The 25,125-nt window shown below is 41.8% G+C and carries 22 protein-coding genes; 21 read left to right on the forward strand and 1 reads right to left on the reverse strand.

Annotation, left to right across the window (positions count from 1 at the left end; translation table 11 throughout):
* Nucleotides 1-39 precede the first annotated feature (39 nt).
* The 14 genes from glmU to AC1DOK_RS22400 all read left to right on the forward strand — a co-directional run bounded on the left by glmU (nt 40) and on the right by AC1DOK_RS22400 (nt 14,051).
* A complete protein-coding gene (glmU, locus tag AC1DOK_RS22335) occupies nt 40-1,455 on the forward strand; it encodes a bifunctional UDP-N-acetylglucosamine diphosphorylase/glucosamine-1-phosphate N-acetyltransferase GlmU (protein ID WP_477556550.1) in 1,416 nt (471 codons plus the stop codon).
* A gap of 43 nt (nt 1,456-1,498) precedes the next feature.
* Nucleotides 1,499-2,056, forward strand: coding sequence for an aminoacyl-tRNA hydrolase (gene pth / locus AC1DOK_RS22340; RefSeq protein ID WP_477556513.1), 558 nt, complete (start codon nt 1,499-1,501; stop codon nt 2,054-2,056).
* A gap of 101 nt (nt 2,057-2,157) precedes the next feature.
* Nucleotides 2,158-2,388, forward strand: a complete 231-nt coding sequence (locus AC1DOK_RS22345) for an anti-sigma-F factor Fin (RefSeq protein ID WP_477556514.1) — start codon at nt 2,158-2,160, stop codon at nt 2,386-2,388.
* A 21-nt stretch (nt 2,389-2,409) separates the two neighbouring features.
* A complete protein-coding gene (mfd, locus tag AC1DOK_RS22350; RefSeq protein WP_477556515.1) occupies nt 2,410-5,931 on the forward strand; it encodes a transcription-repair coupling factor in 3,522 nt (1,173 codons plus the stop codon).
* Nucleotides 5,918-6,988, forward strand: a complete 1,071-nt coding sequence (locus AC1DOK_RS22355; protein WP_477556516.1) for a peptidylprolyl isomerase — start codon at nt 5,918-5,920, stop codon at nt 6,986-6,988. Before mfd ends, AC1DOK_RS22355 begins: the two co-directional genes overlap by 14 nt.
* Nucleotides 6,989-7,344: 356 nt before the next feature.
* A complete protein-coding gene (gene spoVT, locus AC1DOK_RS22360) occupies nt 7,345-7,887 on the forward strand; it encodes a stage V sporulation protein T (protein WP_477556517.1) in 543 nt (180 codons plus the stop codon).
* Nucleotides 7,888-8,045: 158 nt separating this feature from the next.
* Nucleotides 8,046-9,752 carry a putative polysaccharide biosynthesis protein gene (locus AC1DOK_RS22365; RefSeq protein ID WP_477556518.1) on the forward strand — a complete coding sequence of 569 codons (1,707 nt, stop codon included), beginning with the start codon at nt 8,046-8,048 and terminating at the stop codon, nt 9,750-9,752.
* 49 nt (nt 9,753-9,801) lie between these two features.
* On the forward strand, nt 9,802-11,289 hold the full coding sequence (yabN, locus tag AC1DOK_RS22370) for a bifunctional methyltransferase/pyrophosphohydrolase YabN (protein WP_477556519.1): 1,488 nt from the start codon (nt 9,802-9,804) through the stop codon (nt 11,287-11,289).
* Nucleotides 11,290-11,398: 109 nt separating this feature from the next.
* Complete coding sequence (locus AC1DOK_RS22375; protein ID WP_477556520.1) at nt 11,399-11,677, forward strand: HU family DNA-binding protein; 279 nt, start codon at nt 11,399-11,401, stop codon at nt 11,675-11,677.
* Nucleotides 11,677-11,952: an RNA-binding S4 domain-containing protein gene (locus AC1DOK_RS22380; RefSeq protein WP_477556521.1), complete on the forward strand. Its 276-nt coding sequence runs from the start codon at nt 11,677-11,679 to the stop codon at nt 11,950-11,952. The genes AC1DOK_RS22375 and AC1DOK_RS22380 overlap by 1 nt, the downstream gene beginning before the upstream one ends.
* Nucleotides 11,953-12,215: 263 nt before the next feature.
* Nucleotides 12,216-12,497, forward strand: coding sequence for a sporulation protein YabP (gene yabP / locus AC1DOK_RS22385; RefSeq protein ID WP_477556522.1), 282 nt, complete (start codon nt 12,216-12,218; stop codon nt 12,495-12,497).
* The gene (gene yabQ / locus AC1DOK_RS22390) at nt 12,494-12,997 is read left to right on the forward strand and encodes a spore cortex biosynthesis protein YabQ (RefSeq protein WP_477556523.1); all 504 of its coding nucleotides are present in this window, start codon (nt 12,494-12,496) and stop codon (nt 12,995-12,997) included. Before yabP ends, yabQ begins: the two co-directional genes overlap by 4 nt.
* A 56-nt stretch (nt 12,998-13,053) precedes the next feature.
* On the forward strand, nt 13,054-13,374 hold the full coding sequence (locus tag AC1DOK_RS22395) for an FtsB family cell division protein (RefSeq protein ID WP_477556524.1): 321 nt from the start codon (nt 13,054-13,056) through the stop codon (nt 13,372-13,374).
* Between the two features lie 116 nt (nt 13,375-13,490).
* Nucleotides 13,491-14,051, forward strand: a complete 561-nt coding sequence (locus AC1DOK_RS22400; RefSeq protein WP_477556525.1) for a S1 domain-containing RNA-binding protein — start codon at nt 13,491-13,493, stop codon at nt 14,049-14,051.
* Nucleotides 14,052-14,151: 100 nt separating this feature from the next.
* Here the strand turns inward: AC1DOK_RS22400 and map are convergent, their stop codons facing one another.
* Nucleotides 14,152-14,904: a type I methionyl aminopeptidase gene (map, locus tag AC1DOK_RS22405; protein ID WP_477556526.1), complete on the reverse strand. Its 753-nt coding sequence runs from the start codon at nt 14,902-14,904 to the stop codon at nt 14,152-14,154.
* A 316-nt stretch (nt 14,905-15,220) separates the two neighbouring features.
* On the opposite strand from map, the gene spoIIE reads away from it, so the two are divergent.
* The 7 genes from spoIIE (at nt 15,221) to ftsH (ending at nt 25,110) form a co-directional block, all read left to right on the forward strand.
* Nucleotides 15,221-17,695 (forward strand): stage II sporulation protein E, encoded by a 2,475-nt coding sequence (gene spoIIE, locus AC1DOK_RS22410; protein WP_477556527.1) that lies wholly within the window; start codon nt 15,221-15,223, stop codon nt 17,693-17,695.
* 118 nt (nt 17,696-17,813) lie between these two features.
* A complete protein-coding gene (locus AC1DOK_RS22415; protein WP_477556528.1) occupies nt 17,814-18,992 on the forward strand; it encodes a DUF418 domain-containing protein in 1,179 nt (392 codons plus the stop codon).
* Between the two features lie 213 nt (nt 18,993-19,205).
* Entirely contained in the window at nt 19,206-19,961 is a 756-nt protein-coding gene (locus tag AC1DOK_RS22420) for a vWA domain-containing protein (RefSeq protein WP_477556551.1), read from the forward strand.
* Nucleotides 19,945-20,859, forward strand: a complete 915-nt coding sequence (locus tag AC1DOK_RS22425) for a protein kinase domain-containing protein (protein WP_477556529.1) — start codon at nt 19,945-19,947, stop codon at nt 20,857-20,859. The genes AC1DOK_RS22420 and AC1DOK_RS22425 overlap by 17 nt, the downstream gene beginning before the upstream one ends.
* A gap of 25 nt (nt 20,860-20,884) precedes the next feature.
* Nucleotides 20,885-22,321 carry a tRNA lysidine(34) synthetase TilS gene (gene tilS, locus AC1DOK_RS22430; RefSeq protein WP_477556530.1) on the forward strand — a complete coding sequence of 479 codons (1,437 nt, stop codon included), beginning with the start codon at nt 20,885-20,887 and terminating at the stop codon, nt 22,319-22,321.
* A gap of 56 nt (nt 22,322-22,377) precedes the next feature.
* Entirely contained in the window at nt 22,378-22,917 is a 540-nt protein-coding gene (hpt, locus tag AC1DOK_RS22435) for a hypoxanthine phosphoribosyltransferase (protein ID WP_477556531.1), read from the forward strand.
* Nucleotides 22,918-23,106: 189 nt separating this feature from the next.
* Nucleotides 23,107-25,110 (forward strand): ATP-dependent zinc metalloprotease FtsH, encoded by a 2,004-nt coding sequence (gene ftsH, locus AC1DOK_RS22440; RefSeq protein ID WP_477556532.1) that lies wholly within the window; start codon nt 23,107-23,109, stop codon nt 25,108-25,110.
* Nucleotides 25,111-25,125: the final 15 nt, after the last annotated feature.

A 25,125-nucleotide genomic window follows, 5' to 3' on the forward strand; every position in this document is an offset into this window, starting at 1 on the left:
CAGAATTAAGATATATTGGTTGAGAATAAACATAATGATATGTTTGTGATTAGTGAAGGAGTGATTAGTTTGAACTTATATGCCGTCGTACTTGCAGCGGGACAAGGCAAACGTATGAATTCCAAGCTGTTTAAGGTGCTTCATCCTGTTTGCGGGAAACCGATGGTGGGGCATGTGATTGACACGCTTGAAGAGATAAATGTAAGTCGGACCGTTGTGGTAGTTGGACATGGTGTAGAGACCGTTAAAGCCTACTTGGGATCCAAAGTAGAGTATGCACTGCAAGAGACTCAGCTTGGTACTGGACATGCGGTATTGCAAGCTAAACCAGCGCTTAGCCAGGAACAAGGCTTAACAATTGTAATTTATGGAGATACACCACTTGTTAAGGCGGAAACCTTGAATAGAATGATAGAGCAGCATCGAGCTTCTGGTGCGACAATAACGATGTTGACAGCGAAGCTAGATAATCCATTTGGTTATGGGCGTATTATTCGTAACAACGAAGGATATGTAGCCAAAATTGTCGAGCAGAAGGATTGTTCACAGGCAGAGGCAGCTGTTAATGAGATTAATGCAGGTACTTATATTTTTGACAATGCCAAACTATTTGCCGCTTTAGATCTTGTTGGAAATGACAATTCTCAGGGTGAATATTATTTAACTGATGTGATCGATATTATTAAAGGCGAGGGACATATCGTTGAAGCTTATTGTACAGATGATGAGAATGAATCTTTAGGTGTTAATGATCGCATTCAATTAGCTGAAGCTGAGCGCTGTATGCAAACTCGAATCAATCGCGCTCATATGGTGAATGGTGTAACGATGATAGACCCACTGCAGACTTACATTGAGAAGGGTGTACAAATTGGATCAGATTCTGTATTGTTCCCCGGAACAATTCTTCGTGGGAACACAATTATCGGAGATGGTTGTGAGATTGGCCCAAGCACAGAAATTACTAATTCACAACTTGGTGATGAGGTAATCGTTAAGAATGCAGTTGTACAAGAGTCGTTCATAGACAATGGAACAAGTGTAGGACCATTCGCTTATATACGACCAGGCTCCAAGATTGGCAAAGGTGTAAAAATCGGTGATTTCGTAGAGATTAAGAATGCATCGATAGGGGATGGCTCTAAGGTATCTCATCTCAGTTATGTTGGTGATGCAGTAGTTGGCACCGGCGTTAACTTTGGCTGTGGTGCGATTACAGTGAACTATGATGGCTTCAATAAAAGCTTGACTGAAATTGAAGACGATGCATTTGTAGGTTCAAATGTGAACCTGATTGCACCTGTTAAAATAGGCAAAGGGGCTTATGTCGTTGCAGGCTCAACGGTTACACATAATGTAAGTGATGGGGATTTGGCGATTGCAAGGCAACGTCAAACAAACAAAGAAGGCTATGCTGACATTATCCGTAGGAAAATGAAAGCAAAGAAAAAATAGCAGAAGCTTGGGTTAAACAGAAGGGTCAGGGGAGGATCAGCAGTTGAAACTGTTTGTTGGACTGGGTAATCCCGGAAAAGAGTATGAGAGAACCCGGCATAATATTGGTTTTATGGCAATTGATCAGTTTGCGCAGAAACACGATTTTCGTAGCTTTCAGAATAAATGCAAGGGGCTTATGACTGAAGGAAACGTAAATGGAACCAAAATATATTTACTAAAACCGATGACCTATATGAACTTATCGGGTGAGTCTGTACGGGCATTGTTAGATTTCTATAAACTAGATGTCAAACAAATGATCATACTTTACGATGATCTCGATACAGACTATGGGAAGATTCGACTACGCTATCAAGGTAGCGCAGGTGGGCATAATGGGATTAAGTCGATTATTCAGCATACAGGGACACAAACTTTTGATCGCATTCGAATCGGAATTTCACGTCCTTTGCCTGGTAAGGATATCGCAGATTATGTCCTATCTCCTTTTAGTAAACAGGAAGCAGCAGATATGCCTCCTATTCTGGACCAAGTTGTTGATGCAATGGAAGATGCAACTCAGAACACTTTTGAGAAAACAATGGCTAAATTTAATTAAAATAAGAGGTTCGTCCCGGAAACATGTAAGATGGATGCCTATTTTTTCGTAATAAGGGTCATACTAGAGTGTAATATGACTTGTGAAGGGGGCATACATTGATGTCAGTTGTTTATACATGTAGACACTGTCAAATGACGATGGGTCGAATCGAAAGTTCTTATGTGACGGAGGATCAATTGGGTTTTCATTCCTTGACCCCCGAGGAGCGTAGAGATATAATATCGTATGACTTAGAAGGTAATACAATTGTAAAGGTTGTTTGTGATTTTTGTAAGGAGGCTTTGGACATTCATCCGGAGCTTTCTTTGCTTACTAATCCTTTGCAATAATATGGGCGGAGAGTGAAGTATTTGCAAGCGTTGATACAAGCTTTTTCAGCGGACAGGGACTTTCAATCCGTTGTAGCAGGCGTCCAATCAGATATGAAGGAACAGTTAATCGCAGGGTTAGCTGGTTCTTCGCGTCAAGTGATGATGGCATCCCTGTTTCTCGAATCAAAGCGTCCTTTGTTTGTTATTACGCATAATATGTTCGCGGCACAGAAAATCGCCGAAGATCTAGCTGAATGCGTGTCGGATGATCAGGTTTTATTGTATCCAGCTCAAGAGTTAATGGCTGCTGAAGCAGCGATTGCATCGCCAGAAATATTAGCAAGACGTATTGAGGTTCTAACAAAGCTTGCTGCAGGTTATCGCGGCATTGTTGTTGCACCTTATGCTGGTGTACGTCGTTTGCTCCCTATTAAAGAGATATTTGCTACTTCTAACATTCAAATGAGTGTGGGAGATACATTACATTTAGAAGCTTTTCTAGCCCGAATGACGGAGCTTGGGTATGAACGAGTCGAACGAGTTGAGTCAAAAGGAGAAATGAGTGTACGTGGAGGAATCGTTGATTTCTATCCGATAACATCTTCGACTGCAATTCGAATCGAGCTGTTTGATGATGAGGTTGATTCCATTCGTTCCTTTGATGTAAGCGATCAACGCTCTACCATTAAATTCAACTCTATTACGATCTCACCCTGTCGTGAAGTATTAGCAGAAAAGAGAAGACTTGAGTCGGCAGCTGTAGGTGCCTATGAGCTACTCCAAGCCCAGCTTGAGAAGATGACCGATAGCAAGGCAAAAGATAAGTTACTAGAAGGCATTGGACATGATATAGAGTTGCTTCGGGAAGGGATATCCTTTCCGGGAATCTATCAATACATTTCATTGCTATATCCAGAAAGACATACATTATTCGATTACATACCTAAAGACAGTGTCCTACTTGTTGATGAACCAGGGCGATTGATTGAAACGGCAAAGCAATTAGAACGTGATGAAGCGGAATGGATAACACATTCATTACAAGAAGGCAAAAGTTTGCCTACTTTTGTGCTGTCCAAAAGTTATGAGACCCTGCTGCACAGGAAAGCATTTCCGACCATTTATTCGTCGCTCTTCTTACGTCAGGTTCCACAAACAGTACCACAGAATATCGTAAGCTTTACTTGTCGTGCGATGCAGAATTTCCATGGGCAAATGAATTTGCTCAAAACAGAAATGGAACGCTGGAAGAAGACGGGTAGTAAGGTCATGTTAATCGCTTCCGGCGAGGAACGAATGAACCGGGTACGCCGAGTATTAGATGATTACGGGATTGAAACACCACAGATCATTGATGGTAACTTGCAGGCTGGCTTTGAAATTCCATCTCTCCACTTAGTTGTTATCACGGAAGGCGAGATGTTCACACAGAAGCAGCGAAAGGCTCGCAAGGTTGATAAGAAAATAGAGAATGCAGAACGTATCAAAAACTATCAAGAACTCAAAATCGGTGATTATGTCGTCCATGTTAATCATGGAATTGGTAAGTTCGTTGGTATTGGTACGCTGGTAGTCGGTGGAATTCACAAGGATTATTTGCATATTCTTTATGCTGGCGGTGACAAGCTCTCAGTTCCGATTGAGCAAATTGATCTCGTTCAGAAATATGTGGGATCTGAAGAAAAAGAGCCTAAAGTATATAAACTTGGTGGTGCTGACTGGAATAGGGTCAAAAGCAAAGCACAATCTTCTGTTAAAGATATTGCGGATGAACTCATCAAACTCTATGCACAGCGCCAATCAACAATCGGCTATTCATTCTCGAAGGATTCAGCCTACCAAAATGAATTTGAGAGTTTATTTCCTTATGATGAAACGCATGACCAACTAAGAGCTATTGAAGAAATTAAAGCCGATATGGAAGTGCCAAGTCCGATGGATCGCTTGCTTTGCGGTGATGTGGGCTATGGTAAAACAGAAGTTGCTATTCGTGCAGCGTTTAAAGCAGCAATTGAGGGCAAACAGGTAGCCGTGCTTGTTCCGACAACGATACTAGCTCAGCAGCATTATGAAACATTCAAGGAACGTTTCTCTAGTTTCCCGTTTCATATTGAAGTGCTTAGTCGCTTCCGCTCGAAGAAAGAACAGACAGAGACGATCAAGGGAGTCAAGAAAGGCACTGTCGATGTCGTAATTGGAACGCATCGTCTTCTATCCCAGGATATCGTTTTTAAAGATTTGGGACTGCTTATCGTGGATGAGGAGCAGCGTTTTGGTGTTTCGCATAAAGAGAAGCTAAAACGTCTCAAGGCAAATGTGGATGTACTTACACTTACGGCGACACCGATTCCGCGGACCCTCCATATGTCCATGCTGGGAGTACGTGATTTATCTGTAATTGAAACGCCGCCAGAGAATAGATTTCCTGTACAGACCTATGTGGTGGAACATAGCTTTGCACTTACGCGTGAAGCCATTGAGCGTGAGCTTGCAAGAGAAGGACAGGTGTATTATCTGTATAATCGCGTACAAGGGATTACACAAATGGCGGATCAAATATCCGCTCTAGTTCCTGATGCCAGAGTTGCTGTTGCCCACGGTCAAATGGGTGAACAAGAGCTTGAGAAGACAATTCTAGATTTCCTTGATGGCGAATTTGATGTGCTTGTATCCACAAGTATTATTGAGACTGGTGTCGATATTCCCAATGTAAATACGTTAATCGTACATGATGCGGACAAAATGGGACTATCACAGCTTTATCAGTTACGTGGCCGTGTTGGTCGTTCGAATCGAATTGCATATGCGTACTTTACTTTCCAAAGAGACAAGGTGTTAACGGAAGTAGCTGAAAAGCGTTTGCAATCTATTAAGGAGTTTACGGAGTTAGGCTCAGGATTCAAAATTGCAATGCGTGATCTAGCGATTCGTGGAGCGGGTAATTTACTTGGAGCAGAGCAGCATGGGTTTATTGCTTCTGTAGGTTTTGATTTGTACTCTCAAATGCTAGCTGATGAGATTGCGAAGCAGAAACTTGCAATTAATGGAACGGCTCCAGCTGAGATTCAAGAGTTCAATATGAACATCGAAATTAGCCTTGACGCATATTTGCCTTCTGACTATATCTATGATAGCATGCAGAAGATAGAGATTTACAAGAAGGTAGCGGCTATACGCTCGCATGAAGAAGCCTCAGATTTATACGACGAGCTTCTTGATCGATTCGGTAATCCGCCACAGGCTGTAATGAATTTATTGACAATTGCACGACTGAAAATATATGGCGCGGAATACCAGATTGAGTCGATGTCACAGAAGGGCGATGACTTCATTCTGAAGGTGCATTCTGATCAGAACAGCAGAATAGATGGTCAGAAATTGTTTGATATTGCAGGTATATATGGAAACCGGATCCGTCTTACAGCAGGTACGCAGCTTGTTATGACATTCCGTTGTAAAGGTCTTGAATCCGAACAATCATTAGACCTCATTGAACAATTTTTAAAAAAATATAAGGATGCCCTAAAAATGAAAGGAGATTTACACAATGTTTCAACGTAAGAAGAGCAGATGGATCATTACCTTAATTGCTGTCATCATGGCAGTATCTATTCTAGGTGGCTGTGGTAAGTCCAATAAGGTACTAGCGACTTACAAAGATAATGGTGAAGTGACGCAAGCTGAATTCGATGCATTTTTGAACGTAAATGGTATGTTGAATCCGATGTACAAACAATTCCTGAATGATCCTTCCCTGCATAAATTTATGTTGGACCAGATAATTGGCTATAAGATTCTAGCTGCACGTGCTGATGATGCAACCAAGGCAGAAGCGGACAAGCTGATTACTTCCCAAATGGAACAATTCAAATCAGTTCTTGGCGCTCAAGAGGGCGGTCTAGATAAGCAACTTAAGGATAACAATGTTAAGTTAGAGGATCTTGAGAATCTAATGAGATTAACTTTCTATTCCGTTGCTGCTGAAGAGAAAAATATTACAGATGAACAAGTTAAAGCAGAGTATGATAAGATGCTCACTGAGGACAAGCACTACTTTGACGTAGTATCTGTTCGTCATATTCTCATAGGCATTAAAGATAGTGCAACTAATAAAGAGCTTCGTACAATGGATGAAGCTTTGGCAAGAGCTAAAGAAGTTCAAGCAAAACTTAAAGCTGGCGGCGATTTTGATGCGTTAGCTAAAGAATTTTCCGATGACCCAGGTTCAAAAGATAAAGGCGGTAAATACGAAAATCTGAACTATGGCGCCCTAAGTCAAATGGTGCCAGAATGGAAAGACGCTGCTTTGAGTCTTCCAGTGGGTCAATTAAGTGAGCCAGTGAAAACAGAACATGGTTATCATCTCATGCTTGTAGATAGTCGCAAGGTAAGTACATTAGATGAAATGAAAGCTTCCATTCGCTCTAGCTTAGCGCAGCAAAAGGTACAAGATTTTGTTGAGAAGGAAGTGCCTGGTTTGATTCTGACTAACAATCTGCCTTCTCCAACACCTGCACCGAGTGCGACGCCAACATCAAGTGGAACACCAGCACCACCAAGTACTGAAACACCAGCACCGACTGCAACTCCAACACAGACTGCAACTCCAAACCCATAAGGGATATAATTGTGTTGATGCAGGACGCTAGCAAGATAGCGTCCTGCTTTATTGAGTGAAGGAGGAGAAGTTGTTTCACATACTTCTTCTGATAGGTCAGTCTCCTTAGGATACATATTGATCGTAAGTTCCGTGAGTGTATTTCCTAAGGTTATGTACATTGCATAAGAACTTGGGAACTGATGAATACTATGGTTAAATTTGATTGATCACTAATTATGTGTTATTAGTTAATCAGAACTTATAAGTTTACATTATAATTTCTCTGATTACCTAAGGAAACGCTCTCGTCCATTAGGACGGCGCTGTTTCCTCTTGAGTCCAGTCAACATCTTTGGAAAGTGAGGCAACTTGTTATGAAAGCTACTGGAATTGTTCGTCGTATCGACGATTTGGGAAGAGTGGTAATACCAAAAGAAATTAGACGTACATTGAGGATTCGTGAGGGTGATCCACTCGAGATTTTCGTAGATCGAGATGGGGAAGTTATCCTTAAGAAATATTCGCCGATCGGTGAGCTAGGCGATTTTGCGAAGGAATATGCAGAGTCATTGTATGAAGGTACGGGACATATAACGATGATTTCCGACCGTGATGCGATTATTGCAATCGCTGGTGGATCCAAGAAGGATTATTTGGAAAAGCAAATTGGTGCGATTATTGAGTCGAGTATGGAAAATCGCAAATCACAATTAGAAATAAATAGTGGGCAGTATGAGATTTGTAAGGATTTTAGTGATACTTATAGCTCATTTGTAGTAGCTCCGATTGTTGCTGGTGGAGACCCGATTGGTACGGTTATCCTTGTTACTAAAGAAGAAGGCACAAAAATGGGTATTATGGAAACCAAAATGTCTGAAACAGCTGCTGCATTCTTGGCTAAACAGATGGAGCAATAACATATTAGAATGAAAACAAGAGCTTCTTTACTAAAGTCCGAATAGGCCTTAGTAACAGAAGCTTTTTTTGTTGGTGCATATATCAAGCTTTCGCTATAATGAATGCATGTGTTCGCGAATACTGTTTCTTCTTGAGAAGCTAGGGAAGAGGGCAAGTAATGAAAAGTTCAAGCCATAAACACCGGAATCAACATATAGAGAGCATAGAGACAAATCATACAAAGAATGAGCCTTCAAGCTCTTCGCTTGGTAAATCTAAGCTGTTAAAGGGAGCGGCGATACTTAGCTTGGCTGCTATTATTTCAAAGCTGCTAGGTACGTTGCAAAAAATCCCTTTACAAAACATTGCTGGTGATGAAGTGTTTGGCTTATATAACACCGCTTATCCCTTTTACTTATTCCTGATCTTCCTCGCTACAGCTGGTATTCCAACAACGGTTGCTATACTTGTATCAGAACGTGTGGTTGTAGGTGATCATACAGGTGCTCGGAGGATAACGAAAGCTTCAATTGTTGTGATGATTGGATCCGGGTTATTATTTTTTGCTATTACTTACTGGGGGGCAGAGTGGTTAGCTCGGCTTATTGGTGTTAGCTCGGCAGCTCCCTCTTTGCGAAGCATAGCCTGGGCCATGCTGATCATTCCTGTTATGTCGGCTATGCGGGGATATTTTCAAGGTTATCAGGAAATGATTCCACCTGCCGTCTCGCAAGTTTCTGAGCAAGTGATTCGAGTGGCTGTGATGATTATGAGCTTGTTATGGCTCATGCATATACAGGAAGATGCAGCAACAATAGCTGCTGGAGCCATGTTCGGTTCTGTTGCAGGAGCATTCGCAGGATTACTTATTATGGTGTATGCTTGGTGGAAATGGCCTAAACGTATAGCTAGAAGTAGATTAGACCATACAAAGAATAGTGTGCAGACAGAGAGCACAAGACAATTAATGTTACGCATTGTGAAAATAGCTGTTCCCATTTGTCTTGGTACGGTTACAGTGCCCTTAATGAATATTGTTGACACGTTTACCATGCCACGTCTTCTGCAGACGCTGCATGTAAGTACAGAAGAGGCAATGCGTCAGTTTGGTTTGTTCAATCATGGTTTACCTCTTGTGCAACTCGTGTCTATGCTTGCTGCCGCAGTAGGAGCAGCGATTGTTCCCGCGTTATCTGAAGCGAGCGGGAATAGGGCGCTCGCTAGGTCAAGAGCACAGGCTGCGCTGCATGCAGCCTGGCTCATTGGTCTACCTTCCGCTGTAGGGCTCGTATTGACGGCGAAGTCCGTCAATGTGATGCTCTACACATCAGCGGAAGGCACATTGCCTATGGCGGTGCTTGGCATCACCGCCTTATTCAGCACGCTGGCTGTCGTATCGACCAGCGTACTGAACGGGCTCGGCGAGCTGCGCGCACCCGCCGTAGCCATGCTGATTGCCGTAGCCGTTAAGGTCATCGGCAATCTCGTGCTAGTCCCCCGTTATGGCATAACGGGGGGAGCTGTTGCCGCCGTCCTCGCATTTGCGGTGGCGACGGCAATCAACCTGGTGTGCCTGCAGCGGCACACCGCGATCTTTACGCGCGGCGAGCTGCGCAGCCGCGTCATTATGCCCATCATGGCCAGCGGCATGATGGGGTTGCTCGTGCTCGCCCTCACCTATGGGGGTGAGGCAGTCTTTGGGGCAGCTGGGCACCCGCTGCCCCCAAGACTTGAGGCGACGGTTCTAACACTCGTCGCGGTCGTAGGTGGCGTTGTCAGCTACACAGCTGGACTACTCTGGTTCAACTTGCTTGATCCTGAGCTTGCACGGTTCATTCCTGGAGTGAGTAAGCTGATGCAGAAGCGTGGTAAGCAGGGCAATTAGTTATTAAAAGTAAATCACGTATTAAGGCGATATGAAGGAGGTACATCAAGTGGCAGCACAAATAACTATAATTGGACTCGGCTCGGGTGATCCTGATCAGCTTACCTTAGGAAGCTTTCGCAAGCTTCAACAAGCAACCAAGCTCTATTTGCGAACAGATCAGCATCCCATGATCACACTGCTGAAGGAAAATCAGATTACATATGAATCGTTTGATCAGCTCTATGAGCAGAAAGCGACCTTTGAAGAGGTATATGAGGAAATTGCCCAGACCTTAATTCGTTATGCATTAGCAGATAACGGGGAGATCGTGTATGCAGTTCCCGGTCACCCGATGGTAGCTGAGTTTACCGTAATTCGCCTGAAGGAGTTATGTAAAGAAACGAATATTGAGCTGCACATAGCTGGTGGCGAAAGCTTCTTAGATCAAGCATTCACACGATTCGGCTTTGATCCGATTGATGGGTTTCAGCTGCTTGATGCAACGGATTTAAGACTTAATCAACTGAATCCGCATATGCATACGATTATTGGACAAGTATATGATACGTTTACAGCATCTGATGTGAAGCTTTCGTTAATGGAGGTTTATCCAGATGATTATCCGATTACGGTAGGACATGCTCTTGGCGTAACGGGTGCTGAACAGATCGTGGAAGTACCACTATATGAACTGGATCAGATTGAGGGCTACGGCAATTTGTCGCTTATTTGGGTACGTCGTGGTGAATCAGAGGAGCTATTCAATCGCACATTTGATCGCTTGCACGAAATTGTTGCAATTCTTCGTAGTCCTGAAGGTTGTCCGTGGGATCGTGAGCAAACGCATGCTTCACTACGTAAGAATTTAATCGAAGAGACCTACGAAGTATTAGAGACCATTGATGATGATGACCCAGATGCCATGCGTGAGGAGCTTGGAGACCTGTTGCTTCAAATCATGCTGCATTCGCAAATGGAAGAGGAAACAGGGGTCTTTAACGTATACGATGTCATTCAAGCAATTAATGAGAAGCTCATTCGACGTCATCCTCATGTGTTTGGTGAGCGTGAAGCTGGTAATGCGGAAGAAGCACTTGCGAACTGGCAGGATATGAAAGACGAAGAGAAACGCATGAAAGGTATTGAACCGAAGGAGCAATCTGTTTTAGATGGCGTGCCTCGTGATCTCCCAGGACTAATGAAAGCTCTTAAACTGCAAAAAAAGGCGGCTGTTGTCGGATTTGATTGGCCAAATTCAATTGAAGTTGTGGATAAAATTGTCGAAGAACTGAATGAAGTTCGGGAAGCAATTGAGCTTAAATCGGAAGAAAATCAGCATGAAGAGCTAGGGGATTTATTATTTGCAGTCGTGAATCTTGCTAGAAAATTGCGTATCGATCCAGAGGCAGCCCTTGCTGCGGCTAATCGGAAGTTCTTAGAGCGATTCCAATATATCGAACAAGGGTTGCGGATGCGAGAGAAGGATTTCGCGCAAAGCAATTTGGACGAGATGGAAAGTTTATGGATAGAAGCAAAAAAAAATCTAAAAAAATAAGTCGAAAAGCAGGAATTCACGTTAGAACAAAGAATATTTAGTTCGTACTAAAGAATAGCGTAGGCTAATTAGTTCCTATCATATGATGAAATTTAGGAGGAAATTTATTATGAACAAAACAGACTTGATTAACAACATCTCATCCAAGAGTGGATTAACTAAGAAAGATGTAGAAACAGTTCTTAATGGCGTATTGGGAGAAATCACTGATGCTCTTTCAACTGGTGACAAGGTTCAATTGATTGGATTCGGTACTTTTGAAACTCGTAAGCGTTCTGGCCGTGTAGGTCGTAACCCACAAACAGGTAAAGAAATCGAAATTCCAGAATCCAACGTACCGGCTTTCAAAGCAGGTAACAAGCTTAAAGAAGCAGTAGCTGTAAAATAATGAGACTGGATAAATTCTTAAAGGTGTCTCGAATGATCAAACGTCGTACTGTGGCGAAAGATGTATCAGATCAAGGCCGAGTATGGATTAATGGTCGAGATGCTAAAGCGAGTTCTGCGGTCAAGGTTGGCGATGAAATTGCGATTCAATTTGGTCAGAAGAAAGTAACCATCAGGGTTGAACTTCTTGCTGAATCCACTCGTAAGGAAGACGCTGCTAAGATGTTCACAGTACTCAAAGAAGAACCTTACACCAGTGAAGATAAGTACGAATAATGAGAAAAGCCGACCTTAACAGGTCGGCTTTTTTTATATGATATAGAGCTTATAACTTTTAGATCATAAATTCTAAGTATCACCTTAAGAAACGCATCCACCTTGTAAAGACGGTCAAACCGTTACTTCTTGGTAATATAGGAATTTATCAGCTTGTTCTAAACTGCCTATCTCGTCCATATGCTAGCAATAGAAGCTAGTAGGAAGGCATTAGGAGAGTAAATCTTAGGTGGACTTTCCAAATAGGGGGGGACAGGCAGGCTATGGTCGATCCGATTAAATCCAAGCGACAGGAAATTAAGATGCTTAATCGTAAGCTCATGGAAATATCCGGTGTGCTTAATGTTGAAAGCTTTGACAGCGAGGAATTTCTATTAGAAACAGAATGCGGCTTCTTAATGATCAGAGGTCAAAATTTACACATCAAGAATTTGAATCTAGAGCAAGGGCTCGTCGCCATTGAAGGACTTGTGCATGAGACAGCTTATATTGACGGTAATGCTCAAAGTAAAGCGAAGGGTATTTTCGGTAAACTGTTCAAATGACGCTAGGCATGCAGTTTTGGACTATGTTCATGATGATGTGTGGCGGGATTATAATGGGAGCTATCTATGATTTTTTTCGATTACTACATGAGCAGTTAAAGCTCCCGCGCTGGACAATCATTCCGCTTGACATTATTTACTGGATCGTGGCGACGATTCTTATTTTCCAACTGTTATACAATAGTAATCAAGGGCAACTCCGTATGTTTGTCTATGTAGGTATGGTTGTTGGCGTGTTGTTATATTATTTTCTATTTAGCAAAACGACGACTCAAGTGTTATTGTTCATATTTAAAATGATAAAAGAGATTTATCGTGTAATTGTTAGAATTATTCATATTTTGATTGTTAAGCCAGCCATTATACTTTATAAAGCATTCCTGTTGATTCTCAGGTTTTTACAGTTATTTGCTATATTCTTGTATAAAATTATGTTACAATTATTATATCCTCTATGGAAAATCATTCTATGGGTTAAGCGGCGAATCATTCGTGGCTAAGAAGGTATGTATGTCAGGCTATTATGACAGATTTAGTACGAGGAGGCTATCACAACATGGCGTCAGAATCATCGACTCAATCGAATAAAAGACGCGCTAAGCGTGTGCGTAGCAAATCCCGACTAATAATGGTCATGATGCTTTGTTTACTTAGCTGGGCTGGGGTCATATACTGGGATCAGCACGTTAAATTGACGGATAAGAAAGCAGAACTGAATGAATTAAATATGCAGCTCTCAGAGGTGCATAAGTCGAATGTGAAGGCCAAGAAAGAAGTGGAGCGTTTAAACGATCCGGAATATATTGAACAGAAAATTCGCAAAGAATTAAACTACGTCAAGGAAGGCGAAAGAATTTTTTCGGTGACTAAGCCTTGATTTAAGAATTTGTCAGTAAGTTAAGGCAAATGACGAGTTGACCGTCTTTGTATTATTGGGTATAATCTGCGTAGCATTCTTTTTTTGAGAATTTTAAGGGAGGAACATTTTACTTTATGGCAATTGAAGTGGGCAGCAAGTTGGAAGGAAAAGTGACAGGTATTACTCACTTTGGAGCATTCGTCGAGCTTGCCGAGGGAGTTACCGGGCTTGTTCACATTTCGGAAATCGCGGATAATTATGTCAAGGACGTTAATGATCATTTGAAGCTGGAAGATAAAGTTACAGTTAAAGTGATCAATGTGGACAAAGACGGAAAAATAGGCCTATCGATTAAGCAGACGATTGAGAAGCCAGCAGATGCCCCTCGTCCGGAGCGTTTTAACAGATTTGAAGGAAACCGTCCTAGCGGCGGCGGTGGCGGTGGAGATCGTCCTAGTCGTCCTGGAGGATACAGCGGTGGACCTAGTGGTGATCGTGGAGGTCGTCCTAGTGGCGGCGGCGGTAGACCTGGTGGAGATCGTGGATCACGCGGAGGCGGATTTAAGAACGCACCTGGTAAGTTGACATTCGATGATAAATTGTCTCGTTTCCTTAAAGATAGTGAAGAGCGAATTTCATCACTTAAGAAGAGTACAGAATCCAAACGCGGTGGACGCGGCGGACGACGTGACTAGAATAGTTTTAGCTTATCAAACCACACGATGCATGAAGATGCACCGTGTGGTTTTTTTTGATGATAATTCCTATATTTCTTCTGACTCATAATTTCTCGCATTATTGGTCCTGATCTGTCAAAATTACAGTCCCGTTCGCTGTTATTGCAATTGTATGTTCATATTGTGCTGACAGCTTTCCATCAAAGGTTCTAGCTGTCCAATTATCATCATCAATCGTCATCAGATAAGTACCGACATTGATCATCGGTTCAATCGTAAGCACCATACCCTCTTTAAGTCTTATCCCCTTGCCAGCTTTTCCTACATGTGGATAGCTAGGCTCTTCATGCAAGGAACGACCAATTCCATGTGCGTTTAATTCACGAACGACGGAATAGCCATTACTTTCCGCATAGCTTTGTATGGCATGTGTTACATCCCCAAGTCGATTACCTGCTACAGCTTGCGCAATCCCTCTATATAAGCACTCTTTGGTGATTTTCATTAGCCGGTCAGCTTCATCAGATATAGTACCCACCGCATAAGTCCAGCCAGAATCTCCATGCCATCCGTCAAGTTCTACAACGATGTCGATCGTAACAATATCTCCATTCTGTAGCGGTGTTTTACTCGGAAACCCATGTGCAATTACATCGTTAACGGATGCACATGTTTCTGCAGGGAAGTTGTTGTAGCCTTTGGTTACTTGATTCGCTCCCAATTTCTTGATTAATATGGCCACAGCGTCATTAATCTCCAGTGTTGTTATTCCTGGTTGAATCATTCTTGCTACCTCTTTATGACAAGCTGCAACAATGGCTCCTGCCTGCTTCATTTTGGATATTTCATCATCAGTTTTTAGAATAATCATAGGCACATCTCCCTATTCTTTTTTATTCATGTATTGTTTTGTCATTTCTTTAACACACTTACAATGTTGCTGTTCTGTATCGACATATCCTTACGGCATCCCTTGCCAAATGCTGGTTATATCATACACTAAATTCATAATATAATTTCAATTTTATGCTCTAGTGGTATGTGGCATCAGTGTTTTTGACGATTTGACAAGCTGTTTGAATGTGTCGGAAATTTCTTTTATACGACTAACTCATTCTGACAAACTTCCTAATAGACTCACCCATATAATAGAGAACACTAATAGATTTGGGTGGTGAAGCTAATTTATGGACAAACAAAATATGGATGACCATACGAATGTGACGAAGCTACATATGTGGGGCAAACTGAAATCAGGCTTGAGTTCTAAAGCACAAGCAATTTCAGCAAAAAAATGGTCATTTTTATTAATCTGTATGGCGTTCCTGCTAGGGCGGGCTACTATATTGGAAGAGTTATCACCGTTTGCACTTGGTTTCTTTGCTGTCATGTATTTTCAGCGGCAAGAACTTTCCCCTTGGATTGGAGTCGCCTTATTCGCAGGCTCGTTGTTAACTCCTACGCCTCATACAGGTTATTTAGTTACGCAAATATTGGTGTTTCTTTTATTTCAGAAAGCGATCGAAAAGTACGAGCGATCCGATCTGTCGTCTGCGCCCATCCTAGTTTTTGCTTCATCTTTCTTGGTGAAATTATTTATATTACTAATCATGATGGATTTATCATGGTACAACCTCATGATGACGGCAGTAGAAGCGGTACTCAGTATGGTGCTGACGATTATTTTTGTACAAGCTATCCCTGTTATAACCCTATCTCGCAAAAACTATCAGTTGAAGAATGAAGAAATTGTATGTTTGATAATTTTATTAGCATCTGTGATGACAGGTACGGTTGGCTGGATGCCTGGTGGTGTGAACGTTGAATATGTATTATCTCGTTATTTAATTCTCCTATTTGCATTTGTAGGAGGTGCTCCGATTGGTGCATCAGTTGGAGTCATTACGGGTATTATTCTTAGCTTAGCCGATCCAAAAGCGTTATTTCAGATGAGTCTACTAGCTTTCTCTGGAATGCTTGCTGGCATGCTGAGAGAAGGTAAACGAATCTCAGTCGCATTAGGAATGTTTATTGGCTCGTCGATTCTATCTATATATATGGGGGATAACACACAAATCATGAATTCTGTATGGGAGTCGCTAATCGCAATTAGTTTATTTTTAATGACCCCGAGTAGCATGCTTAAGCTTCTAGCCAAGTATGTTCCTGGAACTCAAGAGCATCTGAAGGGACAACATGACTACGCAAGGCGAATAAGAGATGCTACAGCTGGACGGGTAGAACAGTTTTCACAAGTGTTCAGGCAGTTAGCAAGGTCGTTCAAACAACTATCATCCGATAATTTATCGCTGCAGAAGGAAGATGATGTAGGGCATTTCATGAATGAAGTATCAGGGCGTTCCTGCTCGAATTGTCATCGTAGAACAAAATGTTGGGATGAATCATTCTATCAAACCTATAAATATATGACGGATATGATGACTCAGATTGAGGTCAGGGATCAATTTGAGAAGAAAGACATTCCATTTGCTTGGCGCAAAATTTGTGTCAAACCAGAAACTGTGCTGAGCATTATGAAGGAACAATACACTTTATATCAGAACAATATGCATTGGCGTAGGCAAATATCAGATTCTAAACAGCTTGTAGCAGAGCAGCTAACAGGTGTTTCGCAAGTGATGGATGATCTAGCAAAGGAAATTAAACGTGAAGGACAGGAGTTATTTCTTCAAGAAGAACAAATACGTTCTGCACTTGAGGAAATGGGCTTATCTTTACAAAGTATCGATATTATTAGTTTGGATGAAGGTAAAGTAGAGATTGAAATGATTCATCAATATGCGAAGGGCTATGATGAGTGTAGGAAAATAATCGCACCACTATTGAGCGAAATTCTAGGTGAGAATATCACGGTTCAGAATGAGGAGCGACTGACCTATTGGGAGGGGTACTCTTCCGTCACATTTGGGTCGGCAAGTGAATACACGGTGGATACAGGTATTGCAACCGTTGCACACGGGGATGTCGGTTGGTCAGGCGATTCCTATAGTACAGTACCTCTAGGTAATGGTAAATTCGCTGTTGCACTTAGCGATGGGATGGGGAATGGTGAGAGAGCTCGTGCTGAGAGTCAGGCAGCTCTAGGAATTCTACAGCAGCTGTTGCAGTCTGGAATGGATGAACGTCTCGCTGTAAAATCCGTTAACTCAGTGCTGCTACTTCGGTCTCCAGATGAAATGTATGCTACGGTTGATATGGCGCTTATCGACTTATTTAGTGCTCAGACAACGTTCTTAAAAATTGGCTCTACTCCAAGCTTTATTAAACGTGGTTCTGAAGTCATTGTCATCACTGCAAGTAATTTACCCGTGGGCATTATTAAAGATATCGATGTTGATCTGGTCTCGATGCCCCTTAAAGATGGTGATTTATTGATTATGATGACAGACGGAATCTATGATGCACCTGGTCATGCAATTAATAAGGAGCTATGGATGAAGCGCGTAATAGGTGAAATTAATGAGGAAGCTACACAGGAATTCGCCAATTGCCTACTTGAACGAGTTCTACTCTTCAGCCAAGGGGCGGTTCACGATGATATGACGATTGTTGTTGCTAGAATTGATAAACGGATCCCTGAATGGGCAACCTTCCGCTTACCTGGTTTTACCCCAATTGAGCGTGCTAGAACAGTAAGTTGATTGACTAACCTAAGAAATATTTGGAATTGTTTACAAGTAGAGCGTAATGTGGTTTTATATTAGAAGCTATTAACGTGTAAACAATTCATATTTCACAATTAGGTCAGGTGGTGTGCAAATGAGTCAGTCGGTAACCGGCAATGAACGGATCGTTTCCCTTGATGTGATTCGAGGCTTTGCGATCCTGGGTATTTTTCTTGTGAATATACCTACGATGATTGGAATTGAGCATCCTCTTAATAGTAGGGCTTACGATGGCCTAGATGCAATCGTGAGACTACTTTATGATTTGTTCATTCAAACGAAATTCTACAGCATATTTGCGTTCTTATTTGGTCTTGGATTTTATATATTTATGAGTCGTGCGGAGGCACGGGGGAATTCAATTAATCGATTATTTACAAGGAGATTAGTGTTCCTATTCATAATGGGAGTAGCGCATGCTATTTTGCTTTGGACAGGTGACATTTTAAATTTATATGCGATACAAGGATTTTGGCTGCTTTTGTTTTATGGCCATAAGCCTAAAGTAATTCTGATCTGGTCTTTATCTTTAATTGCATGCTTTACTGCTATTATGTATCTAAGCTTTACTCCATCCATGAGTGGGACGACGGCTATTGTCCCCATAGGAATGACACATAATACCTTCGTAAACTATGGGGAGGGCGTTTCATCACGGATTTTCTTCTTTTTGGTTTATGGGATATCGAACTTAATTGTGTATCTTCCAGAAGTGTTAGGTTTATTCTTACTAGGGTTGTATTGTGGCAAAATTAACTTGTTCAATCGCGTAAGTGAACTGTATAGTCGAATTAAACGGATCCAACTACTTGCGTTCCTTCTTACACTTCTTTGTTCAATTCCAATTTTTCTTTATTTTGTAAAGTTCAACTTATATGATCCGAAAAAAGTATACTTTTATATCTATTTAGGTGGCAAAACACTAGCTGTGTTATATGTAACCTCATTTCTACTCCTACTGCGCAAGGAAAAGTGGCAAAAGCTACTTCGTCCATTCAGTTATGTTGGGCGTATGGCACTATCAAATTATTTATTTCAGACGGTAAGTACAGTACTCGTTTTACCACTCATGATTCGGAATACAGCTGCTTATCCGCTTTGGATTAGTACCCTCTATTGTTTAATTGTATTTGTTATTCAAGTAATCCTAAGTAAATGGTGGTTAAGTAAATTCTCTTTTGGGCCGATGGAATGGTTGTGGCGAATTGCAACCTATGGGAAGGTTCAGTCCATGAAGCGTAAATCATTTAGTGAAACGACACTTCGTTCATGAGGTGACCCAAGTTAAAGTACATATGTTAAGTTGTTAAGTGATATAGAATTTATAACTTTCAGATCATAAATTCTAGGTATCACCTTAAGAAAGGGCTTCGCCGTCTTGTAAAGACGGCGAAGCTCCTTCTTCTTGTTCTCAAAGTGTTTATACCGATTCTTTTTTGGCGAAACTAGTAGAAAGTGCTGAAAGAGATGGAGCTGATAGAGTATGATGAAACAAATCCTATTAATTACGGACGGTTGTTCGAATGTAGGGACTAGTCCTGTTATTGCAGCAGCATTCGCTAGAGAAGAAGGCATTACGGTTAATGTGATCGGAGTGGTAGATTACGGGGAGTTAGGTGAGCTAGGTTCGCAAGAAATACAGGAAATTGCACATGCGGGGGGCGGAATGAGCCGAATTGTATCCTCTAAGCAGTTGTCACAAACGGTGCAGATGATGACACGCAAAACAGTGATGGGAACAATCGAGCAAGCAGTAGGTAAAGAGCTAAGGCAAATACTTGGTGACGGCAGTATGTCACAATTACCACCTGATCAGCGTGCTCAAGTAGTGAATGTGATGGAGGAGATGACGGAAAGTGCTGACCTACGTATAGCTCTGCTTGTTGATGCGAGTGCTTCTATGAAGCCTAAGCTTGCAGCAGTGCGTGAAGCTCTTCGTGATTTAGTGTTATCTCTTCGTTCTAGAATGGGCAAGAGTGAAATGGCGGTATTCCATTTCCCTAGTTCGTCAGGGGCTGAATCTGAGATTTCGATGGACTCCGATTGGACGAGTGACCTTGCAAAAATAGACAAGATGTTCTATAAAATAAACATGAAGGGTACAACTCCAACGGGTCCAGCATTATCGAAACTCGTGCAATATGTGACGAGAACGTCAATGGACGCGCAGCAGCAGAGCAGGTATGAGCAGCCGTTTGCGGATGAGAGCAAAGGTGGGATATTAGGTGATTACGTCGTGTGAAGAGCTCGGCATTAAGGTAGGCATGACAGTCCGAGGTAAATGGAAGAATCGTGCTTACACAATTGTGAGAACACTTGGATCTGGAGCGAATGGTACAGTGTTCTTGGTGAATCGAGCGGGTTCACAATATGCGCTTAAGGTTGGTTATGATCCTATAGATTTGCTATCTGAGGTGAATGCATTACGGACCCTATCCCAAGCTGCAAACTCCTTTTGTGGTATGCTGATTGATGTCGATGACTTCGTCATACAAGGAAAGGAATATCCTTACTTTGTAATGAAGTTTATTGAAGGTACGATCATAACGCATTATCTTCACAAGAATAGTGTGGATTGGTATTACTTAATTGGTATGAATCTCCTTAAGAAGTTAAACGAGCTTCATCAACAAGGCTTCATATTCGGCGATCTAAAAATGGAGAACGTGCTTGTATCAGCTTATGGGCATGTCGAGCTAATTGATTTTGGCGGAATGACAGCAAAGGGAAGGTCGGTTAAACAGTTTACAGAGTTGTATGATCGTGGATTTTGGGGAACTGGAACCCGCGTTGCAGATGAAAGTTATGATTTATTCGCATTTGCCATCTTAATGATGAAGGCTGTTGATCGGCATGATAGTTTGTCTAAAGCGGCTAAAGGACTTCCTCAAAATAGGAATTTAGCTGATATAATTGAATATGCCGATCAAAATGAGAAGCTGAATATAGTTATGCCTTTTCTACGCAAGGCACTAAAAGGGGAATTCAGCTCCACACGAGAAGCTTGTGAAGCATGGCGTAAGCTATTGCCAAGAACGGCTGTTCTACCTAGCAAACCGGTTAGAGGCACATGGCTTTCTGTGTGTTTTGCGTTATCGGTTGTGCTATTTGGAGTAACAGTTTACCTATATTGGCCATGATGGAATAGGAGAGGATGGTGCCTAGGTGAATCTCGTGTCTGAAGTTGAAGCAACGATCATCGAGGATAAACTAATTGAACAAGGAGACTTTGTAGTCGTCGCTGTTTCGGGGGGAGCCGATTCGGTGGCGCTTTTGCATATTCTTCATTCTTTGAAAGAACAGCGTGGATGGAATTTAGTAGTTGCTCATGTGAATCATGAATTTCGCGGTAAGGAGTCAGACCAAGAAGCTAGCTTTGTCAAGGAATTAGCAGCTTCTCTAGATCTTCCTTGTGAAATAGGTGTCATAGATGTACCAGCCTATATTGAACAATCGTTATTAAATACGCAAGTTGCGGCTAGAGAAAAACGGTATGAATTTCTTCATCAAGTGGCGGGTAAGTACAATGCAAAACGGATTGCCCTTGCGCATCATGCTAATGATCAAGCTGAAACGGTGCTCATGCGGCTACTACGTGGAACAGGTCCATCTGGACTAGCGGGGATTTTGCCAAAGCGAAATGAAAAAAATGTGGAACTGATTCGTCCGCTTCTGCGTATTAAAAAGGAAATGCTTATCACTTATTGTCATGAACAGCATATTGATTATTGCAATGATTCATCTAATTTGCTTCGCAAATACTTTCGCAATGAGATAAGACTCGATATTATTCCTTATTTACAACAATTTAATGAACAATTCCCTGAGGCGCTTACTCGTCTTGCCGAATTAATGCGCGCAGAAGATGAATACATGGAGCAAGAGACAGTAAAGGTCATGGATGAGCTTGTTACAAAACACGATGATGAATATCGTTTAACGAGAAGCTTGTTCATTCAATATCCAATTGCTTTACAACGGCGTGTGATTAAATTAATATTAAACTATCTTGTTTCACCAGATAAACCCCTTGACTTTACAAAGTTGGAAAATATTCGCGAATTGATCGTGCGAGAGTTTCCAACGACGCAGATTCTACCTATTATTGGGGGCGTACATATCGTTCGTGAATATGATCAAATCAACTTCGTTAAGATACTTGTGGGAACAGAATCGTTTTGTTATTTAATCAATGATCCTGAGGATATGGTAAACATTAAGATTGGAAATGGTTTACTCACATTTCGAGTGCTAGATGTTCAAGACAATCAAGTTAAAGAAGGGATGCCTATAGATTCGCCTAGACGAACTGATTGCACTGAAGCTTGGTTCGATTTGGACGACGTTCAATTCCCTTTAATCGTTCGCAACAGAATAAATGGGGATCGAATAGAGCCGTTTGGTTTAAATGGTTCTAAAAAAGTAAAAAATATGCTCATTGACGCGAAGGTACCGCCAAGACAAAGAGCTCACATCGCTTTGCTGGTCGACAGTGGTCACAAGGTATTGTGGATACCTGGCTTTCGGCAATCCAGACACGCTCTTGTGCAAAAAGGCACTACCAAGCGTATTTTACATGTAAAACTTGAAACCACTGAGTAGAGAGCAGTAGAATGTAAACATGCGTGTACTCATATTATGATTTAGGGGGACCATCCTTGCTTAACGACATTCAAGAAGTACTTTATAGTGAAGAGCAGATTCAATCAAAGGTAGCAGAACTTGGCGCGACTTTATCCAGTGAATATGCAGACAAAAATCCGCTTGTAATCTGTATATTGAAAGGCGCATTTATTTTCATGTCCGACTTAGTTAAGAAAATTACGGTACCACTTGAGCTCGACTTTATGGCGGTATCTAGTTATGGTAGCTCCACAAAATCTTCGGGAGTTGTCAAAATTCTGAAAGACCTCGATGTACCTGTAGAAGGTCGTCACGTCATAATTGTTGAAGATATTATCGACAGTGGTCTAACACTCAGTTATTTAATTGATGTATTAGAGCGTAGAAATGCTTTATCGATAGCTGTTGTTGCGTTATTCGATAAACCAAAGCGCAGAACGGTAGAACTTGAACCTGATTATAAGGGTTTTTCAATTCCAGACGAATTCGTAGTCGGATATGGATTGGATTATGCAGAAAAATACCGCAATCTACCTTTTGTTGGCATTTTAAAGCCTGAGATTTATTCAAACTGAGCATCCTTCCCGCGGTATTCTTGTGATATAGAATTTATAACCTTCGTTTTATAAATTCTAAGTATCACCTTAAGAAACGCATCCGTCGTCTTAAAAGACGGTGAAATCGTTTCTTCTTGCCTGCTTTGTTGTGATGCATTTAACAGCTGTGGTAAAATAATATGAGTGCCGTTTGAGAGGTGGTAGAGGATGAATCGGTTTATAAGGACTAGTGGTTTTTATTTAATAGTCGTTCTGGTCGTTGTTGGTATCGTTACTTTCGTAACGAATCGAAATGAACAAACGGATAAAATCCCGTATAATGAGTTCCGTATGGAACTTAAGGATAATAAGGTGGAATCCGTCAAGGTTCAATTCGATAACTATACGTATACCATTAGTGGAACGTTAAAGGACAGTAAGACGTTTGTAACAAGCGCTCCTGCAAGTGATTTTGTTGTCAAAGAAATCTCAGACAGCAATGTTGTTAACGAGTATTTACCAATGCGCCGGGAAAGCTTATGGTTTAGCTTCCTTACAACCATTATTCCGTTCGTAATTATGTTTGTACTCTTCTTCTTCTTGCTCAACCAGTCGCAAGGCGGCGGTGGCAAGGTGATGAACTTTGGTAAGAGTAAAGCGCGTCTCTATAATGATGAGAAGAAGCGCGTTACGTTCGAGGATGTTGCCGGAGCAGATGAAGAGAAGCAAGAACTTGTTGAGATTGTTGAGTTCTTGAAGGATCCGCGGAAATTCTCCGCAGTGGGTGCACGTATTCCTAAAGGGGTACTACTCGTTGGTCCTCCAGGTACTGGTAAGACACTCCTTGCTAGAGCTGTTGCAGGTGAAGCGGGAGTTCCATTCTTCTCGATCTCTGGTTCCGATTTCGTAGAAATGTTCGTCGGTGTCGGTGCATCACGTGTTCGTGACTTGTTCGAGAATGCTAAGAAGAATGCACCATGTATTATTTTCATCGATGAAATTGATGCTGTTGGTCGTCAACGTGGCGCAGGTCTTGGCGGTGGTCATGATGAGCGTGAACAGACCCTCAATCAGTTACTAGTTGAAATGGATGGCTTCGGTGCGAACGAAGGGATTATTATCGTTGCTGCAACTAACCGTCCAGATATTCTTGACCCAGCGTTACTTCGTCCGGGACGTTTTGACCGTCAAATTACGGTAGATCGCCCTGACATTAAAGGACGCGAAGCAGTACTTAAAGTACATGCTCGTAATAAGCCACTTACAGATAATGTGAGATTGGATGATCTTGCGAAATATACAACTGGTTTCTCAGGTGCAGACCTGGAGAACCTGCTAAACGAAGCAGCCCTCATCGCAGCTCGCCGTAATCGTAGAGATATCTCGATGGATGAGATTGAAGAAGCTTTCGACCGTGTTATTGTAGGTACGCAGAAGAAGAGCCGTGTGGTCTCCGATAAAGAGAAGAAGACGGTTGCCTATCACGAAGCAGGTCACGCAGTTATTGGTTACTATGCTGAGAATGCTGATATGGTGCATAAAGTTACAATCGTTCCACGTGGACGCGCTGGCGGATATGTGATGATGCTGCCTAAGAGCGGCGAAGATCAAATGAACCAAACCAAAACAGAGCTGCTTGATAAAATAACAGGTCTTCTTGGTGGACGTGTAGCAGAAGAATTGTTTATTGGAGAAATTAGTACTGGCGCATACAGTGACTTCCAGAAAACAACGAATATTATTCGTCGTATGATTATGGAATTCGGTATGAGTGAGAAGCTAGGTCCATTACAGTTCGGTTCAACACAAGGCACCGTATTCTTGGGTCGCGATATCGGTCACGAACAGAACTATAGTGATGCGATTGCATATGAAATTGATCAAGAAATGCAGAGCATGGTTAACGCTTGCTATGATCGTGCGAAGCAACTTCTTACGCAATATACAGATCAAGTACACTTGGTAGCTCAAGCGCTACTTACTCGTGAAACGCTTGATAAAGATCAAATCGTTCAGTTGCTTGAAAAAGGTGAAATTACGGACCCGCCTAAATCTTCTTCAAGCGTTAATGCTGACGATGTGAAAATTAATATTGTTGTTGGTGACGAAGCTAGATCTGATAACAAAATCGACTTCGAACAAACGACTACTTTGGAAGCTAAGAAAGATGAAGTAGGCGACAATAGCAATACGGACAAGAAAGATAAGAAAGATGATAACGAACAAGTATAGTGCGTTCATAACAAA

The organism is Paenibacillus sp. P5_B5, assembly GCF_056400365.1.

What these genes read in the sequence shown, in the direction of transcription:
- glmU (WP_477556550.1), top strand. Translation starts at nt 40, where the DNA reads ATGTTTGTGATTAGTGAAGGAGTGATTAGTTTGAACTTATATGCCGTC.
- AC1DOK_RS22345 (WP_477556514.1), top strand. Translation starts at nt 2,158, where the DNA reads ATGTCAGTTGTTTATACATGTAGACACTGTCAAATGACGATGGGTCGA.
- AC1DOK_RS22355 (WP_477556516.1), top strand. Translation starts at nt 5,918, where the DNA reads ATGTTTCAACGTAAGAAGAGCAGATGGATCATTACCTTAATTGCTGTC.
- spoVT (WP_477556517.1), top strand. Translation starts at nt 7,345, where the DNA reads ATGAAAGCTACTGGAATTGTTCGTCGTATCGACGATTTGGGAAGAGTG.
- AC1DOK_RS22365 (WP_477556518.1), top strand. Translation starts at nt 8,046, where the DNA reads ATGAAAAGTTCAAGCCATAAACACCGGAATCAACATATAGAGAGCATA.
- AC1DOK_RS22375 (WP_477556520.1), top strand. Translation starts at nt 11,399, where the DNA reads ATGAACAAAACAGACTTGATTAACAACATCTCATCCAAGAGTGGATTA.
- AC1DOK_RS22380 (WP_477556521.1), top strand. Translation starts at nt 11,677, where the DNA reads ATGAGACTGGATAAATTCTTAAAGGTGTCTCGAATGATCAAACGTCGT.
- yabP (WP_477556522.1), top strand. Translation starts at nt 12,216, where the DNA reads ATGGTCGATCCGATTAAATCCAAGCGACAGGAAATTAAGATGCTTAAT.
- yabQ (WP_477556523.1), top strand. Translation starts at nt 12,494, where the DNA reads ATGACGCTAGGCATGCAGTTTTGGACTATGTTCATGATGATGTGTGGC.
- AC1DOK_RS22395 (WP_477556524.1), top strand. Translation starts at nt 13,054, where the DNA reads ATGGCGTCAGAATCATCGACTCAATCGAATAAAAGACGCGCTAAGCGT.
- AC1DOK_RS22400 (WP_477556525.1), top strand. Translation starts at nt 13,491, where the DNA reads ATGGCAATTGAAGTGGGCAGCAAGTTGGAAGGAAAAGTGACAGGTATT.
- map (WP_477556526.1), bottom strand. Translation starts at nt 14,904, where the DNA reads ATGATTATTCTAAAAACTGATGATGAAATATCCAAAATGAAGCAGGCA.
- spoIIE (WP_477556527.1), top strand. Translation starts at nt 15,221, where the DNA reads ATGGACAAACAAAATATGGATGACCATACGAATGTGACGAAGCTACAT.
- AC1DOK_RS22415 (WP_477556528.1), top strand. Translation starts at nt 17,814, where the DNA reads ATGAGTCAGTCGGTAACCGGCAATGAACGGATCGTTTCCCTTGATGTG.
- AC1DOK_RS22420 (WP_477556551.1), top strand. Translation starts at nt 19,206, where the DNA reads ATGAAACAAATCCTATTAATTACGGACGGTTGTTCGAATGTAGGGACT.
- ftsH (WP_477556532.1), top strand. Translation starts at nt 23,107, where the DNA reads ATGAATCGGTTTATAAGGACTAGTGGTTTTTATTTAATAGTCGTTCTG.